This is a genomic window from Pseudofrankia coriaricola (genome assembly GCF_001854805.1).
Lineage (GTDB): Bacteria > Actinomycetota > Actinomycetes > Frankiales > Frankiaceae > Pseudofrankia.
The window spans coordinates 24,116-37,355 of record NZ_MBLO01000002.1; the positions used below are offsets into that span (position 1 = coordinate 24,116).

Below are 13,240 nucleotides of genomic sequence, written 5' to 3' on the forward strand. Positions count from 1 at the left end.
TCGTCTGCTCGCGGCCCGCCGCGCGGCGCCGTGGGCCGGCCCGGCACCGGGCCGCGCAACCACCTGGTCATCGCGCGGCGTCCGCCGCTGTGGCCAGCCTAGGCCGCGCGGATGACCCTTCCGTAACTCTCCCTGCCTGGCCTTCACGACGGCCTCCCGACGGCCTCCCGACGGCGACGCTGAGGCCGCGCGCGACAGGCCGTATGCAGATTACTTTGTATTAACTAAACAATCGTCGCCGATCGCCGGGGCTGCGGGCTCCTCCAGATCGGCGGTGCCCGGGGTTCCTGCCGGATCGGCGCCAGGGTCCCTGCCGGATTGGCGAAGCCAATCTGGGAGGTCGGCGGTCCGGGAGGTCGGCCGTCGGGCAGGTCGGCCGGGAGGGCCGCATGACAACGTCCGCGGAACGCCCGGCGGCCAGCCAGACGCCGCCCGATGGCGCCGTTCACCCAGCCACCGCGGGCGGCGGCACCGAGGCCATGCCCGGGCCGGCCGCCGCGCCATCGGCGCAGCCAGCATCGCCGGGATCAGTGGCATCGGTGGCCTTGGCGGGGCAGGCGACGCAGAGGCCGATGACGCCGGGAGAGATCAGGCGGGCGGTATGGGCGCTCGTGCTGGGCCTGTTCGTCACCATGATCGCGGGAACGGTGGTCGCGAACGCGCTGCCGCGCATCATGGGCGACCTGCACGGCAGCTCGACCGACTACACCTGGGTGGTCGCGACGACGCTGCTGCTGATGACGGCGACGGTGCCGGTCTGGGGCAAGCTCGCCGACCTGCTGAACAAGAAGATGCTGCTCATGCTCGGTCTGGCGATCTTCACGGTCGGGTCGGCGCTGGCGGGGCTTGCGCATTCGACCACCTGGCTGATCGCCGCGCGGGCGGTGCAGGGTGTCGGCGCCGGCGGCACGAGCGCGCTGACGCAGGTCGCGCTCGCGGCGATGGTCCCGCCGAGGGAGCGTGCCCGCTACAACGGCTACGTGGGCTCCGCATGGGCTATCTCGAACGTGTCCGGGCCGCTGGTCGGCGGCCTGATCGTCGATACGCCGGGGCTGGGCTGGCGCTGGTGCTTCTACCTGTGCGTGCCGCTCTCGGCGGTGGCCTTCGTGATGCTGGGGCGCACGCTGCGGATACCGAACGAGCGCCGGCCCGTGCGCATCGACTACCTCGGCGCGACGCTCATCCCCGGCGGTGTCGGCCTGCTGCTGCTCTGGATGACGCTGGGGGGCGACCTGGTCGGCTGGGTGTCCGGCGCGGGGCTCGCGCTGCTCCTCGGCGGCGTGGCGGCGTTGGGACTCGCCGTCGTCGTCGAGACGCGGGTCGCGGAGCCGATCGTGCCGCCGCATCTGTTCCGGGAGCGGACCATCGTGCTCGCGGTGGTCGCGACCGTCGTCACGGGCGCCGTGTCGATCACCGTCCCGCTGCTGTTCAGTCAGTACTTCCAGCTTGGCCGCGGCTGCACGCCGACGGTGTCCGGCCTGCTGACCGCGCCGATGGTCTGCGCCCTCGCGGTGTCGAGCAACATAGGAGGCCACGCCATCAGCCGCACCGGCCGTTTCAAGGGGATCCTTGTCGGCGGCGCGGTGTGCCTGTGCGGCGGGCTGGCGCTGTTCTCAACCATCGGGGCGCACACGCCTTTGCCCGCGGTCGGGGCCTACCTGGCGGTCGTCGGCGTCGGCCTGGGCATGACCGCGCAGAACCTGCTGGTCGTCGTCCAGAACGCCGCGGCGCGCGGCGATCTCGGGGCCGCGAGCGGCACCGTCGCCTTCTTCCGCAGCCTCGGCTCGACCGCCAGCGTCGCCGCGCTCGGGGCGGTCTACGGCGATCGGGCGGCCCGCCAGCTCGGTACCGGCCTCGCGGCCGCCGGGCTGCCCGCGGGCACCGCCGCCGACGCGCACAGCGTGCCGCGGCTCGCGGAACTGTCGGGGCCGGTCGCGGCGGTCGTGCGGCACGCCTACGGGAATGCGCTGGGACACACCTGGCTGCTCGGGCTGCCGCTGACACTGGTCGCCCTCGCGGCCATCCTGGCTATCCCCGGGATCCGGCTGGGCACGACAGGCGACCACGACATCGCCGCTTCCAGCGACATCGCCGCTTCTAGCGAGACCAGCGCGGCCGGCGCGCCGGTGGGCGGATGAAGCTCGTCCAGGAACCAGGCTGGGGCAAGGCGAGGAAACTCCGGCCGCCGGCCAGATCCGAGGGGCGCGAGCACAGCCGGCCGATGGTGTCCACGGGCGACTCGGGCATCGTCGCCGGGACGGGTGTCATGCCTGGCCGCGCCCTTGGTTCGGCGTGATGGAACTGCCCGCCGTACACCATAATCGAGCGGTGACCAGGCCCCGCCGCGAGGACAGGACGGCGGAAACCAAGGCACACACGAGGGCCGCGCTGGTGGCCGCCGCCCGCCGGCGGTTCGCCGAACAGGGTTACGCGGCCACCGGGACCGAGGAGATCGTCGCCGACGCGCGAGTGACCAGAGGTGCGCTCTATCACCACTTCCGGGACAAGGCGGACCTGTTCCAGGAGGTGATGAAGGAGGTCGCCAGCGAGGTCGCCGACGCGCTTGTCGAGAGCGAGCTGACCCGTGAGGCGCGCGAGCCGAGTGACGCCTGGACCCAGCTGTGCACTGGTTTCCAGTCGTTGCTGGACTTCTCCACCCGGACCGACACCGACTTCCAGCGGATCGTGCTGGTGGACGGCCCGGCTGTGCTCGGTAACGACGCCTGGAACACGCTGGTCGAGACGCACGGCTACCGGCTGCTGTCGCAGTGGCTGGAGCGCGCGATCGCGGAGAAGGCAATCGATCCGATCCCGGTGGCGCCACTGACCAGGCTGGTCGCGGCACTGCTCGCCGAGGCGAGCCTCTACATCGCCAGGGCCGCTGATCCGCTGGCCGCCCGCCAGGAGACCGGCGTCGCGCTGGACCGTCTCATGTCCGGCCTCGTCCGCCTCGACTCACGGCCGTTGGAGACGATGGGCACCTGGCCGGCGAGCGAGCCCGCCGACGACGCGGCGCCGGCCGCCCAATGACCTGGCCCTGGCGACCCGAACCAGTCGAGGGGTGAACCACGAAAAGGCCCGCCCCGACAAGGGGCGGGCCTTCGCGCGCCACGAACCGGCCCACATCAGCCGAAGGACGCGAAACGCCCGACAGGCATTGGTGGGACAGGCCGCGACGTCACATGCGCATCGCGCGGACCTGCTCCTTCAGCGAGCCCATGGTCGCAAGCACCGCGGAGGTCTCATAGCCGCAGTGCGCCATGCAGTTCGCGCACCGCGGGTCCTTGCCACGGCCGTATTTGTCCCAGTCGGTCGTCTCGACGAGCTCCTTGTACGAGCCCACGTAGCCGTCGCTCATCAGGTAGCACGGCTTCTGCCAGCCGAAGAGCGAGTAGCTCGGGATGCCCCATGCGGTGCAGGCGAGCTCGCGCTTGCCCTCGAGGAAGTCGAGGAAGACCGGTGAGTGGTTCAGCCGCCACTTCTTGCGCCGGCCCTCGCCGAACACCTTCGAGAACATCTCCCGGGTCTCCTGGACCCCGAGGAAGTGCTCCTGGTCGGGCGCCTTCTCGTAGGCGTACCCGGGCGAGAGCTGGATCTGGTCGACCTTCAGGTCGTCGTTCAGGAAGTTCAGGATGTCGATGACGTCCTGCGGGCTGTCGTTGTTGAAGAACGTCGAGTTCGTGCCGACCCGGAATCCGGCCGCCTTGGCGGCCTTGAACGCCTCGACGCACTCGTCGAACGTTCCCGGCTTCTCGACGACAGCGTCATGCCGCTCACGCAGGCCGTCAATGTGGAGCACGAAGGTGAAATACGGCGACGGAGTGAAGTTCTTCAGCTTCTTTTGAAGCAGGAGACCGTTCGTGCACAGGATGACGAACTTCTTGCGCTTGACTAGCGCATTCACGATCTCGTGGATCTGCGGGTGCATGAGCGGCTCGCCGCCGGCGATCGCGACCACCGGGGCGCCGCATTCCTTGACCGCCGCCAGCGCGTCCTCGACGTCCATCCGCTGCTTGAGCACGGATGCCGGGTGCTGGATCTTGCCGCAGCCCGTGCATGACAGGTTGCAGGCGAAGAGCGGCTCCAGCTCCAGGACGAGCGGGAAGAACTTCTTCCGCATCAGTTTCTGCTTGGCCAGGTAGGACCCGACACGGACCGAGTAGCGCCACTGAACCGCCACGGCAGATGTCCCCCTCTCGTCAGGCCGCCGGGTGGTGACCTGGGGTCGCCTGGGGATCACCATACAGCGGGTACGTACAGGCTGTATGTCGACCCCACCAACAACATACAAGCTGTATGTCGAGCATGCATGTCGATCAGGTAAACCCCAGGGAGACGCCTCGGACCGCGGCCACTCCGGGGGCGTTCCGCTACCGTCCGCGTCCATTTCGAGGAGGTGTCCCGGAGGCGAGCAGCATGCGGCGCACACCTTTCACGGACAGCAACGTACGCGCAGTGTGCACGACCACCCGGAATCTCGCCACTCGACGTGACTACTTGCCCCCGCCGAAGCTGCGACAAACCTGTAGAAGATGCCGCCGTCGCCGTTCGATCTCCACGGCCCCCGGCCCGGCCCCGTGGGCGCCCCCGGCCCGGGCCTCTGGCACCTCCCGGCCGGCGGCGCTCGCCGGGACCCGCGGGCATCATCGCCAGACCTCGCGCGGCCAGCACACTTCTGAGTTCGATCTACGAACCTAGATGAGAGCGGGACCTACACTAACACCCATGGAGGCACCCGCGACCCCGCCCATCCGGGGTGCTGCATGACCTGGAACACGTCGGTCGATCAGGCAGAGCGCGGATCGGCGGGCGCGCCGACGACCGCGACGGCTCCGACGACCCCGACGGCGCCATCGCTCCTGACGCAGCCACGCGTCTGTTCCGTCGCCCGCGCGCTGGAGGTGGTGGGCGAACGGTGGTCACTCCTGGTCATCCGTGAGGTGACCTTCGGGGTACGCCGGTTCGACGCCATCCAGGCCGCGACGGGCGCGCCGCGCGCCGTGCTCACCGAGCGGCTCGCCGGCCTCGTACGCGCGGGCGTGCTGGAACGCGTCACCTACCGGGAGGCGGGCTCGCGGACCAGGTGGGAGTACCGGCTCACCCCCGCCGGCCGGGAGCTCGCCCCGGTGCTGTCAGCCTTGCGACAGTGGGGCGACCGTCATCTGGCCGGCGAGGACGGCCCGCCGGCCACGTTCACGCACGCCGGCTGCGGCGCTCCAGTCCGTGTCCAGCACGTGTGCGAGGCCGGGCATGTCATCGAGAACACCAGGGAAATTTCCAGGAAGGCCGGGCCGCCCGTCACCTCCTGAACCTCCGGTTGCGGCCGGGATGCGATGATCGATCCCGGGCCACGTGCCGGATCGGCGCGCACGTGGGGCGGGAGACGGACGTGATACAGCGATGACCGGTGACGCTGGCTCGACGCCAGGCGCGCCTGGCGTGCGAGGCGAGCCTGGCGGCCCGGGCGGGCCGGCGACGGGCCCATGGGAGGCGTCGACGCCGCGCGCGCCCGCCCCGCCCCCGCGATCCGCCCCGAGCCCGGGCGCCGCGAGCGCACCGCCGGGCGCGCGACGCGGTGGTCCGCGGCTGGGTTCCGACGCCCGGAGCGCCGCGACCGGCGAGGGACGGCTGATCGCCGGCCGCTACCTGCTGCTGCACGCGCTGGGACGCGGCGGGATGGGCACCGTCTGGCTGGCGAACGACACCCTGCTCGGCGTCGACCGGGCCCTCAAGGAGATCCGCTTCGGCGACGACCCGACCGAGGCGGACCGGCACGACCGCGCCGAGCGGGCCCGCCGGGAGGCGCGCGCGGCCGCGCGGCTCGCCGGCCACCCCGGCGTCGTCGTCGTGCACGACCTGGTCGAGGAGCCGGACGCGCCCTGGATCGTCATGGAGCTGCTCGCGTCGTCCCGCTCCCTCGACCAGGTGATCCGCCAGGACGGGACGCTCTCCCCGTCGGTCGCCGCCCGCGTCGGGCTGGCCGTGGTGGAGGCGCTCGACCACGGGCACCGCCACGACATCCTGCACCGCGATGTCAAGCCGGCCAACGTGCTCGTCACCGCGGACGGCCGCGTCAAGCTCGCCGACTTCGGCATCGCCACCTACCTCGACCGGGCGCCGCTGACCCAGGTCACCTCGATCTCGGGCACCCCCGTCTACATGGCGCCCGAGCGGCTGCGCAAGGAGAAGGCCGGCCCCGCCAGCGACCTGTTCTCCCTCGGCGCCACGCTCTACGCCGCCGTCGAGGGCCGGGCCCCGTTCCCGACCCCGACCGACGCGGTCCGGTACGCCTTCAACGCCCAGTTCCCGCCGCCGCGCCCCGTCCACGCCGGACCGCTTGGGCCGATACTCGACGGCCTGATGACGCACGACCCGCGTGCCCGCCTGACCGCGGGCTCCGCCGCCCGCATGCTGCGCGACCTCGCCGGCGACGCCCGGACGCCGGGCCCCGCGCCGGAGGCGACGACGGCATTCCTCCCGCCGATCTCCCCCGGCAGCGGCACGGGCGGCCCGTGGGCCGTGAGCACGCCGGCGGAGCCGGGGACCTCCAGGCCGCGCTCGCCGGGGCCACCGGGAACGCCCGTGCCTGGCACGCCGGTCGCGCCGCGCGGCGCCGCCGCCGGTGGTCATCGCGGCGCCGCCGCCGGTGGTCATCCGAGCGTCCAAGGCCGCGCGGCCCCGAGCGGACAGGGCGCCGCGAACGTCCCGGTGGGCGGCGGCGGGCCAGGCCGGCCGCCCGGGGCAGGCGCCCCCTACGCCGAAACGGCGGACGCCGGATTCCGGTGGCACCCGCCGGCCGCCCCTGGCTGGGCGGCCGAGCGAGCCGAGGCCGCGTTCCCGTCCGCGGCCTCGCGGCGCCAGACCAGGCGGCGCGGCCTCACCCGGCGCGGACTGGTCGCCGGCGGCGTGGCGCTGGCCGCCGCCGGCGGTGGCACGGCGTTCGCGATCCGTCGCCAGCGCCACCGGGACGGGCCGGTCGCCGGTACCGGTGGCCCGGCCACGGGCGGCGCGTCCTCGCTCAGCGACGGGACGATCCCCGAGGAGCTGCGGATGCAGCTGTCCTGGACGCCGGACGTGGAGTTCGCCGGCTGCTTCTTCGCCGAATCCCGCGGCTATTACCGCGACGCCGGCTTCAAGACCGCCAGGCTCCTGCCCGGCGGCCCAGGCGCGCTCGGCGCCGAGGAGGCGGTGACCAGCGGCAAGGCACTGCTCGGCTTCAGCGCCGTCGACGTACTCGCCCGTGAGATCATCCGTGGCACCCCCGCCCGCGCCGTCGGCGCCCTATACCAGCGCTATCCGTGGGTGATCGCGTCGCCCGGCGGCACGCCGCTGAGCTCGCCGGCCGCCCTCGTCGGCAAGCGGATCTGGGTGGACAAGGGCGCCGGGCAGATCTGGGACACGTTCCTCGCCGCCAACAGCATCAGCGTGGACACGATCACCCAGGTGAGCGACGGCTCGCCGGACGAGCTGCTCGCCGCCGGCAAGATCGACGGGCTGCTCTCACATGTCTTCGACATCGCGCTGCGGCTGCGCCTCGCCGGCGTCGAGGTCGCGACGTTCCTGCTGGCCGACCACGGCTACCCGATCGTGTCGTCGGTGTACGTCGCCTCGGTCGAGGCCGTCACCCACAACCGGGCCGCGATCAGGGCGGCGCTCACCGCGGAGATCCGCGGCTGGCGCGACAACGTCAGGAGCCCCGAGGCCGGCGCTCGCCTGACGGTGACGGAGTACGGCACCAGCCTGGACGAGCGGACCCAGCTCGCGATGAACCAGATACAGAACACACTGATCGTCAGCGACGACACCCGCCGTAACGGCCTGCTGACCGTCACGCCCGACCTCGCCGAGAGGAACGTGCGCGCCCTGCTCAGCGCCGGCTACCGCGTCAGCGTCGACGACCTGTTCGACATGTCTCTGCTGACCGAGATCTACAGAGACAACCCTTCGCTGCTGCGCTGACATCCCACGGTTCCAAAGGTCACGCCGCAGCGTCAGGTACCCCGGTTCTGGTGAGGCACGCACGCACCTCAGCGACAGGCGGCGCACGGTGACGGGCGCGCAGGGTGACGGGCGCGCAGCGTCCGTCACGTGACAGCCCCACCCTGGGGGCGGCGGACCTCCTTCGGCAGGGTGAACGCGATCGACTCCGTGCCGATCGACCTCGTCGACACCGACGTCGCGCCGAGCCCGGCTAGCGCGTCGGACAGCGCCGCGACCAGGTTCGGCGGCGCCGAGGCGCCGGCGGAGATGCCGATCGTGTCTGCGCCGACAAGCCAGTCCAACCGGACCTCGTCAACGCTCTCGACCAGGTGCGACGCGGTGCCGTCACGCCGCGAGACCTCGGCGAGCCGGCGCGAGTTGGCGCTGTTCTCCGACCCGACGACGAGCACCAGGTCCGCCTCGGCCGCGACCCGGCGCACCGCGTTCTGCCGGTTGGACGTCGCGTAGCAGATGTCGGCCGAGCCGGGCCCGACGATCGCCGGGAACCGGTCCTTCAGCGCGTCGACGACCTCCTCGGCCTCGTCGACCGCGAGGGTCGTCTGCATGAGGTAGGTGACTCGCTCCGGGTCCTCGACCTCGATCGAACCGGCGGCCTCGGCCGACTCGACCAGCGTGATCCGCCCCGGGGCCTCGCCGAGCGTGCCGTCGACCTCCTCGTGCCCGGAGTGGCCGATGAGCAGGACCGTGTCGCCGCGCGCGGTGAACCGGCGCGCCTCGGCGTGCACCTTCTCGACCAGGGGGCAGGTCGCGTCGATGACCGACAGCTGCCGGTCGTTCGCGTGCGTGCGCACCATCGGGGCGACGCCGTGCGCGGAGAAGACGACGGTCGCCCCGGGCGGCACCTCGTCCAGCTCGTCGACGAAGACCGCGCCGCGGTTGGCCAGGTCGTTGACGACATGGGTGTTGTGCACGATCTGCTTGCGGACGTATACCGGCGCGCCGTGGATCTCCAGCGCCCGCTCGACCACCTCGATCGCCCGCTCGACGCCGGCGCAGAACGCCCGCGGCTCGGCGAGCAGCACCCGGCGCTGCCCGACCGCGGCCGCCCAGGCACCCAGCGGCGCGCCGAGCCGGCGCAGCGTACGCAGCCCGGCGAGACCGCGGCGGGCGAGGTCCAGCCGGCCGAGCGGCTCGGCGGCGGTGTCGACGATCACCCGGATCACGGCGAACGGCCGGCCGGCGGCGCTCGGCGAGAGGTAGGCCGACTCCATGTCGACGGCGATCGCGCCGGTCGCGGCCAGCTCGGCCCGCGCGGTGCCGACCGCGAGCCGTGGCACCGACACGATCGGCCCGACGTGCACGGTGAGCCCGGCGCGACGCAGCTCGCCGGCCAGCAGCGGCGCGGACGGGCAGCGGCCGGTGACCGTGCCGTCGCCGGTCCGCACCTCGCTCGCGACGATGACGTCCCCGGGCCGGACCCGGGGCGCGAGCCCGCCGGCCACACCCACCACGGCGACCGCGTCCGGTTTCGCCGCGCGCACGGCCTGGTTGGCGCGGCTGGCGCGTTCGGGGCCCATCCCGGTGCGGATGACGACGGTGTCCGTCGGCAGGCCCGACCGGCTGGCGGCCATCGCCTCCACGCGCATCGGCGCGGCGACCACGAGCCGGGCGCGGCGCGGCGGGCGGCTGGGCTTCCAGCTCGGGCCGGTGCCGACCGCCTGCGCCGGGATCAGCGGGATGGGCGTCGAGCCGGGCCGCGCGGCGGGCGTCTGGCCGGCCGGCGCGGGTGTCGCGGCGGACTCCGCGCTCCCGCGGGCCGGCGGCGGCGCTGGCTCGCCGCCGGCCGCCCGTGCGCCGCCAGAATGGCGATCGCCGGTGTTCTCGGATGCTGAGATGCTGCTCATGCCGCGGACCGCCCGGTGAGGGTCACGTACCGGCCGAGAGCCGCCAATGGGAACACCAGCCGGTACAAGTGGTAGTTGATGGAGAAGTCCCAGGGGAAGCCCGTACCGGTGTAGTACGGCTCGTCCCAGCCGCCATCGGGCCGCTGGGTCGCGCACAACCAACGCACGCCCCGGTCGACCGCCTCGTTGGTCGGGTCGGCGGCGAGCAGCGCGAGCAGCGCCCACGCGGTCTGCGAGGGGGTCGGCTCGCCGCGGCCCACCCACGCCTCGTCCCGGTAGGAGCGCAGGTCCTCGCCCCAGCCGCCGTCGGGCCGTTGGTGGGCGACGAGCCAGCGCACCGCCGCCCGGATCGCCGGATGGTCGGCCGCCACCCCGGCGGTGACCAGCGCGGGTACGGCCGCGCCGGTGCCGTAGATGTGGTTGACGCCCCAGCGCCCGAACCACGAGCCGCCCGGCTCCTGGTTGTCCAGCAGCCAGCGCACCGCCCGCTGGGTGACCGGGTGGTCGGCCCTGCCCAGGTCGGCGAGCATCTCGACCATGTGCGCGGTGACATCCGCACTCGGCGGGTCGATCACCTCACCGAAGTCACAGAACGGGATCTTGGTCGCCAGCCGCTGGACGTTGTCCGCGTCGAAGGCCCCCCAGGCCCCGTTCGACGAACGCATCCCGACCGACCAGTTGACCGCCCGCTCGACCGCGCCGCGCGCGTGCGCGGCCAGCGACGGGTCGACGTCGTCGAGTCCCGTGTGCAGCAACCGCCGCAGCGCGAGCACCACCTCGGCGGTGTCGTCGACGTCCGGGTAGACGTCGTTGGCGAACTCGAAGGCCCAGCCGCCGGGCTCCAGGTTCGGCCGGCGTACTCGCCAGTCGCCGGGGATGGTGACCTCCTCGCCGACCAGCCACTCCCCGGCCTTGCGCATCGCCGGGTGGCTCCCGGCGAGGCCCGCGTCGGCGAGCGCGACGACGGCGAGCGCGGTGTCCCACACCGGTGACTGGCACGCCTCCAGCCGGCGTACGACGCCGTCGGGGGTCTGCTCCCGGGTGGTGAACGTCTCCAGCCCCTCAAGCGCCGCGACCAGCACCGGGTGGTTCATCGGATAGCCCATCAGGTGCAGCGCCATGATGGAGTAGACCCAGGGAGGCTGGATGCCGCCCCAGCCGCCGTCGGCCTCCTGCCGGGCGACGACCCATTCGGCGGCGCGGCGCAGCGCCAGGTTCCGCAGCGTCTTGACCGGGTGGCGCTGGTAGCGGCGCAGCGCCGCGTCCAGTCGCTGGAAGGCACCCTCCCAGCTGACTATGGGCGCCCGCGCGGGCCGCGAGCCGGCGACCTTGAGCTCGTCGATGGTGAAGCCAAGCGAGCGGACCGGCCGGAAGTGCCCGACGATGGTCAGCGCGACCACCGTCTGACGGGCCCAGCAGCCGAAGTCGTAGACGTTGAGCGGGACCCAGCTCGGCAGCAGCATCATCTCGGGCGGCAGCACCGGGACCTCGTCCCAGGGCCACTCACCGAACAGTGCCATCCAGATCCTGGTGAACACCCGCGTCGCCGCGAGGCCGCCGTGCGCTCGCACGAACGACGCGGCGGCGAGCATGTGCGGCGCGTCCGGTGCGTCGCCGGCCAGCCGCAGGCCGACGTAGGCCTCCAGCGTCGTCGACAGGTCGGCGGGGCCGCCGTGGAACGTCGCCCAGCCGCCGCCGGGCAGCTGGCGCGACCGGATCCACCGGCCCGTCTCGGCCGCGAGCTGGGGCGTCAGGATGCCGAGGAACTGGCGGAGCATGAGATCCTCGGCGTCCATGGTGACGTTGGTCTCGAGCTCGCCCTTCCACCAGCCCTCGTCGGACTGCAGGGAGAGGAGATAGTCCCGGGCCCGCGCCGTCGCGACGGCGGCATGCTCGGCCACCCCGGCCGCGGACGGAGCCAGCATCGCGGCCAGCGCGGGCGTGATCACGTCACTCGCGGCCGGTACGGCCACCGGCGGCGCGAAGTCGGGGGCGGGCCCGCCGAGACGCGCACCGGGGCGGGTGGTCACCAGCAGAGGCCCGGCGACGGCGGACCTCCCGGATCGGCTTCGCCGATCCGGGAGGAATCCCGGCCGCGCGGACGTCGGCTGCGTCGTCGGCGTCGCCGGGGACGGGTCCGAGGTCAGGCTCATAGCCGAATCTCCTCCGGGTCCGGATGGGGGAGCCATGCGTCGAGGGCCTCGGCGAGGCCCAGGCGTGCGCTCGCCTCACCCTTCTCAGCAGTCGCGTTCGGTCACGAATCGTGCGAGGGCCAGCAGTTCGGCCTCAGCCAGCGGGGGCAGCGACAACGAACGGAGCACGGCTCCGGCCGTCTTCAGCTGCCGGTCCGCCTCGTCTGTGGTCCAGTCGCGCCCGCCGGCCCGCTCGATCAGGGCGGCGACGCGCTCCAGTTCCTCGGTCGGACGGTCGCCCTCGCTGACGAGGAACGCCCGCAGCTCGTCCGCGTCCGCGCCGCCGGCTTCCAGAGCGACGACAACCGGAACGGACTTCTTGCGCGACTGCAGGTCGGACAGCACCGGCTTGCCGGTGACCGCGGGGTCACCCCAGATGCCGAGCAGGTCGTCGATCAGCTGGAAGGCGGTGCCGAGGCGGGAGCCGAACTCGGCGAGCCCGTCGACGACCTTCTGGGGCGCGCCCGCGAGCACCGCGCCGAGCGAGGCGGAGCAGGCCAGGAGCGCGCCGGTCTTGCCGTCCTCCATGGACAGCGTCTCGGCGACCGTGACGTCCGAGCGGGTCTCGAACAGCAGGTCCTCGGCCTGGCCCCGGACCAGGTCATGGACGCCGGCGCCGAGGATCGTCGCGGCCTGTCTGCCCGGCTCACCCTCGACCTCCAGGAGGACCTGCGTCGCCAGGCTCAGCAGGGCGTCTCCGGCGAGGATGGCGCCGTCGATGCCGAAGACCGTCCAGGCGGTCGGCCGGTGGCGGCGCTCGGTGTCGCCGTCCATCACGTCGTCGTGCAGCAGCGAGAAGTCGTGCACCAGCTCGACGGCCACGGCCGCCGGCAGGCCCACCTCGGCCGGCACGCCGGCCGCCTCGGCGGACAGCAGCGCCAGCGCGGGCCGCACCAGCTTGCCGCCGCCGCCGGCCTGCGGGTTGCCGTCGGCGTCGACCCAGCCGCGGTGGTACTCGACGACGTGGCGCAGCCGTGGGTGCAGCCTCGTGACCGTCTCGCGCAGGGCGGGGATGGTCAGCGTCCGACCACGCTCGATGGCTTCCGGAACCGTCATCGTCATGCCGTGCTACTCCCTGTCGGTGTGGCGTTCGGCTCAAGGTCGCTGGCGCGACCGTCGCCGCCCTGCCGGTCGGGCGCTGGGGCGCCCGACGGGCTGGTTCCTGGTTGGCCTGAGATTCCGGGGCCGGGCTGGTCACGGGCC

8 protein-coding genes are annotated in these 13,240 nt (G+C 73.0%); 4 read left to right on the forward strand and 4 right to left on the reverse strand.

The annotated features are described in order from the left end of the window. Window positions 1-572 precede the first annotated feature (572 nt). Together BCD48_RS00550 and BCD48_RS00555 are read left to right on the forward strand one after the other, a co-directional pair. Window positions 573-2,138 (forward strand): MFS transporter, encoded by a 1,566-nt coding sequence (locus BCD48_RS00550; protein ID WP_071046230.1) that lies wholly within the window; start codon window positions 573-575, stop codon window positions 2,136-2,138. A 190-nt stretch (window positions 2,139-2,328) separates the two neighbouring features. Then, window positions 2,329-3,030, forward strand: a complete 702-nt coding sequence (locus BCD48_RS00555) for a TetR/AcrR family transcriptional regulator (protein ID WP_071046231.1) — start codon at window positions 2,329-2,331, stop codon at window positions 3,028-3,030. Between the two features lie 148 nt (window positions 3,031-3,178). Here BCD48_RS00555 and hpnH read toward each other — a convergent pair whose 3' ends face one another. Next, window positions 3,179-4,180, reverse strand: coding sequence for an adenosyl-hopene transferase HpnH (gene hpnH / locus BCD48_RS00560; protein WP_071046232.1), 1,002 nt, complete (start codon window positions 4,178-4,180; stop codon window positions 3,179-3,181). A 583-nt stretch (window positions 4,181-4,763) separates the two neighbouring features. On the opposite strand from hpnH, the gene BCD48_RS00565 reads away from it, so the two are divergent. Next, the gene (locus tag BCD48_RS00565; protein ID WP_083417980.1) at window positions 4,764-5,309 is read left to right on the forward strand and encodes a winged helix-turn-helix transcriptional regulator; all 546 of its coding nucleotides are present in this window, start codon (window positions 4,764-4,766) and stop codon (window positions 5,307-5,309) included. A 91-nt stretch (window positions 5,310-5,400) separates the two neighbouring features. Then, the gene (locus tag BCD48_RS00570; RefSeq protein ID WP_071046233.1) at window positions 5,401-7,959 is read left to right on the forward strand and encodes a protein kinase domain-containing protein; all 2,559 of its coding nucleotides are present in this window, start codon (window positions 5,401-5,403) and stop codon (window positions 7,957-7,959) included. Window positions 7,960-8,084: 125 nt separating this feature from the next. Here BCD48_RS00570 and ispH read toward each other — a convergent pair whose 3' ends face one another. The 3 genes from ispH to BCD48_RS00585 all read right to left on the reverse strand — a co-directional run bounded on the left by ispH (window position 8,085) and on the right by BCD48_RS00585 (window position 13,099). Continuing rightward, window positions 8,085-9,845: a 4-hydroxy-3-methylbut-2-enyl diphosphate reductase gene (gene ispH, locus BCD48_RS00575; RefSeq protein ID WP_083417981.1), complete on the reverse strand. Its 1,761-nt coding sequence runs from the start codon at window positions 9,843-9,845 to the stop codon at window positions 8,085-8,087. After that, a complete protein-coding gene (shc, locus tag BCD48_RS00580) occupies window positions 9,842-11,998 on the reverse strand; it encodes a squalene--hopene cyclase (RefSeq protein ID WP_198543011.1) in 2,157 nt (718 codons plus the stop codon). The genes ispH and shc overlap by 4 nt, the downstream gene beginning before the upstream one ends. Window positions 11,999-12,082: 84 nt before the next feature. Further along, a complete protein-coding gene (locus tag BCD48_RS00585; protein WP_071046234.1) occupies window positions 12,083-13,099 on the reverse strand; it encodes a polyprenyl synthetase family protein in 1,017 nt (338 codons plus the stop codon). Window positions 13,100-13,240: the final 141 nt, after the last annotated feature.

Bases quoted from the DNA above. Each gene is read 5' to 3' on its own strand.
- BCD48_RS00550 (WP_071046230.1), top strand. From the start codon at position 573: ATGACGCCGGGAGAGATCAGGCGGGCGGTATGGGCGCTCGTGCTGGGC.
- BCD48_RS00565 (WP_083417980.1), top strand. From the start codon at position 4,764: ATGACCTGGAACACGTCGGTCGATCAGGCAGAGCGCGGATCGGCGGGC.
- BCD48_RS00570 (WP_071046233.1), top strand. From the start codon at position 5,401: ATGACCGGTGACGCTGGCTCGACGCCAGGCGCGCCTGGCGTGCGAGGC.
- ispH (WP_083417981.1), bottom strand. From the start codon at position 9,845: ATGAGCAGCATCTCAGCATCCGAGAACACCGGCGATCGCCATTCTGGC.
- shc (WP_198543011.1), bottom strand. From the start codon at position 11,998: ATGAGCCTGACCTCGGACCCGTCCCCGGCGACGCCGACGACGCAGCCG.
- BCD48_RS00585 (WP_071046234.1), bottom strand. From the start codon at position 13,099: ATGACGATGACGGTTCCGGAAGCCATCGAGCGTGGTCGGACGCTGACC.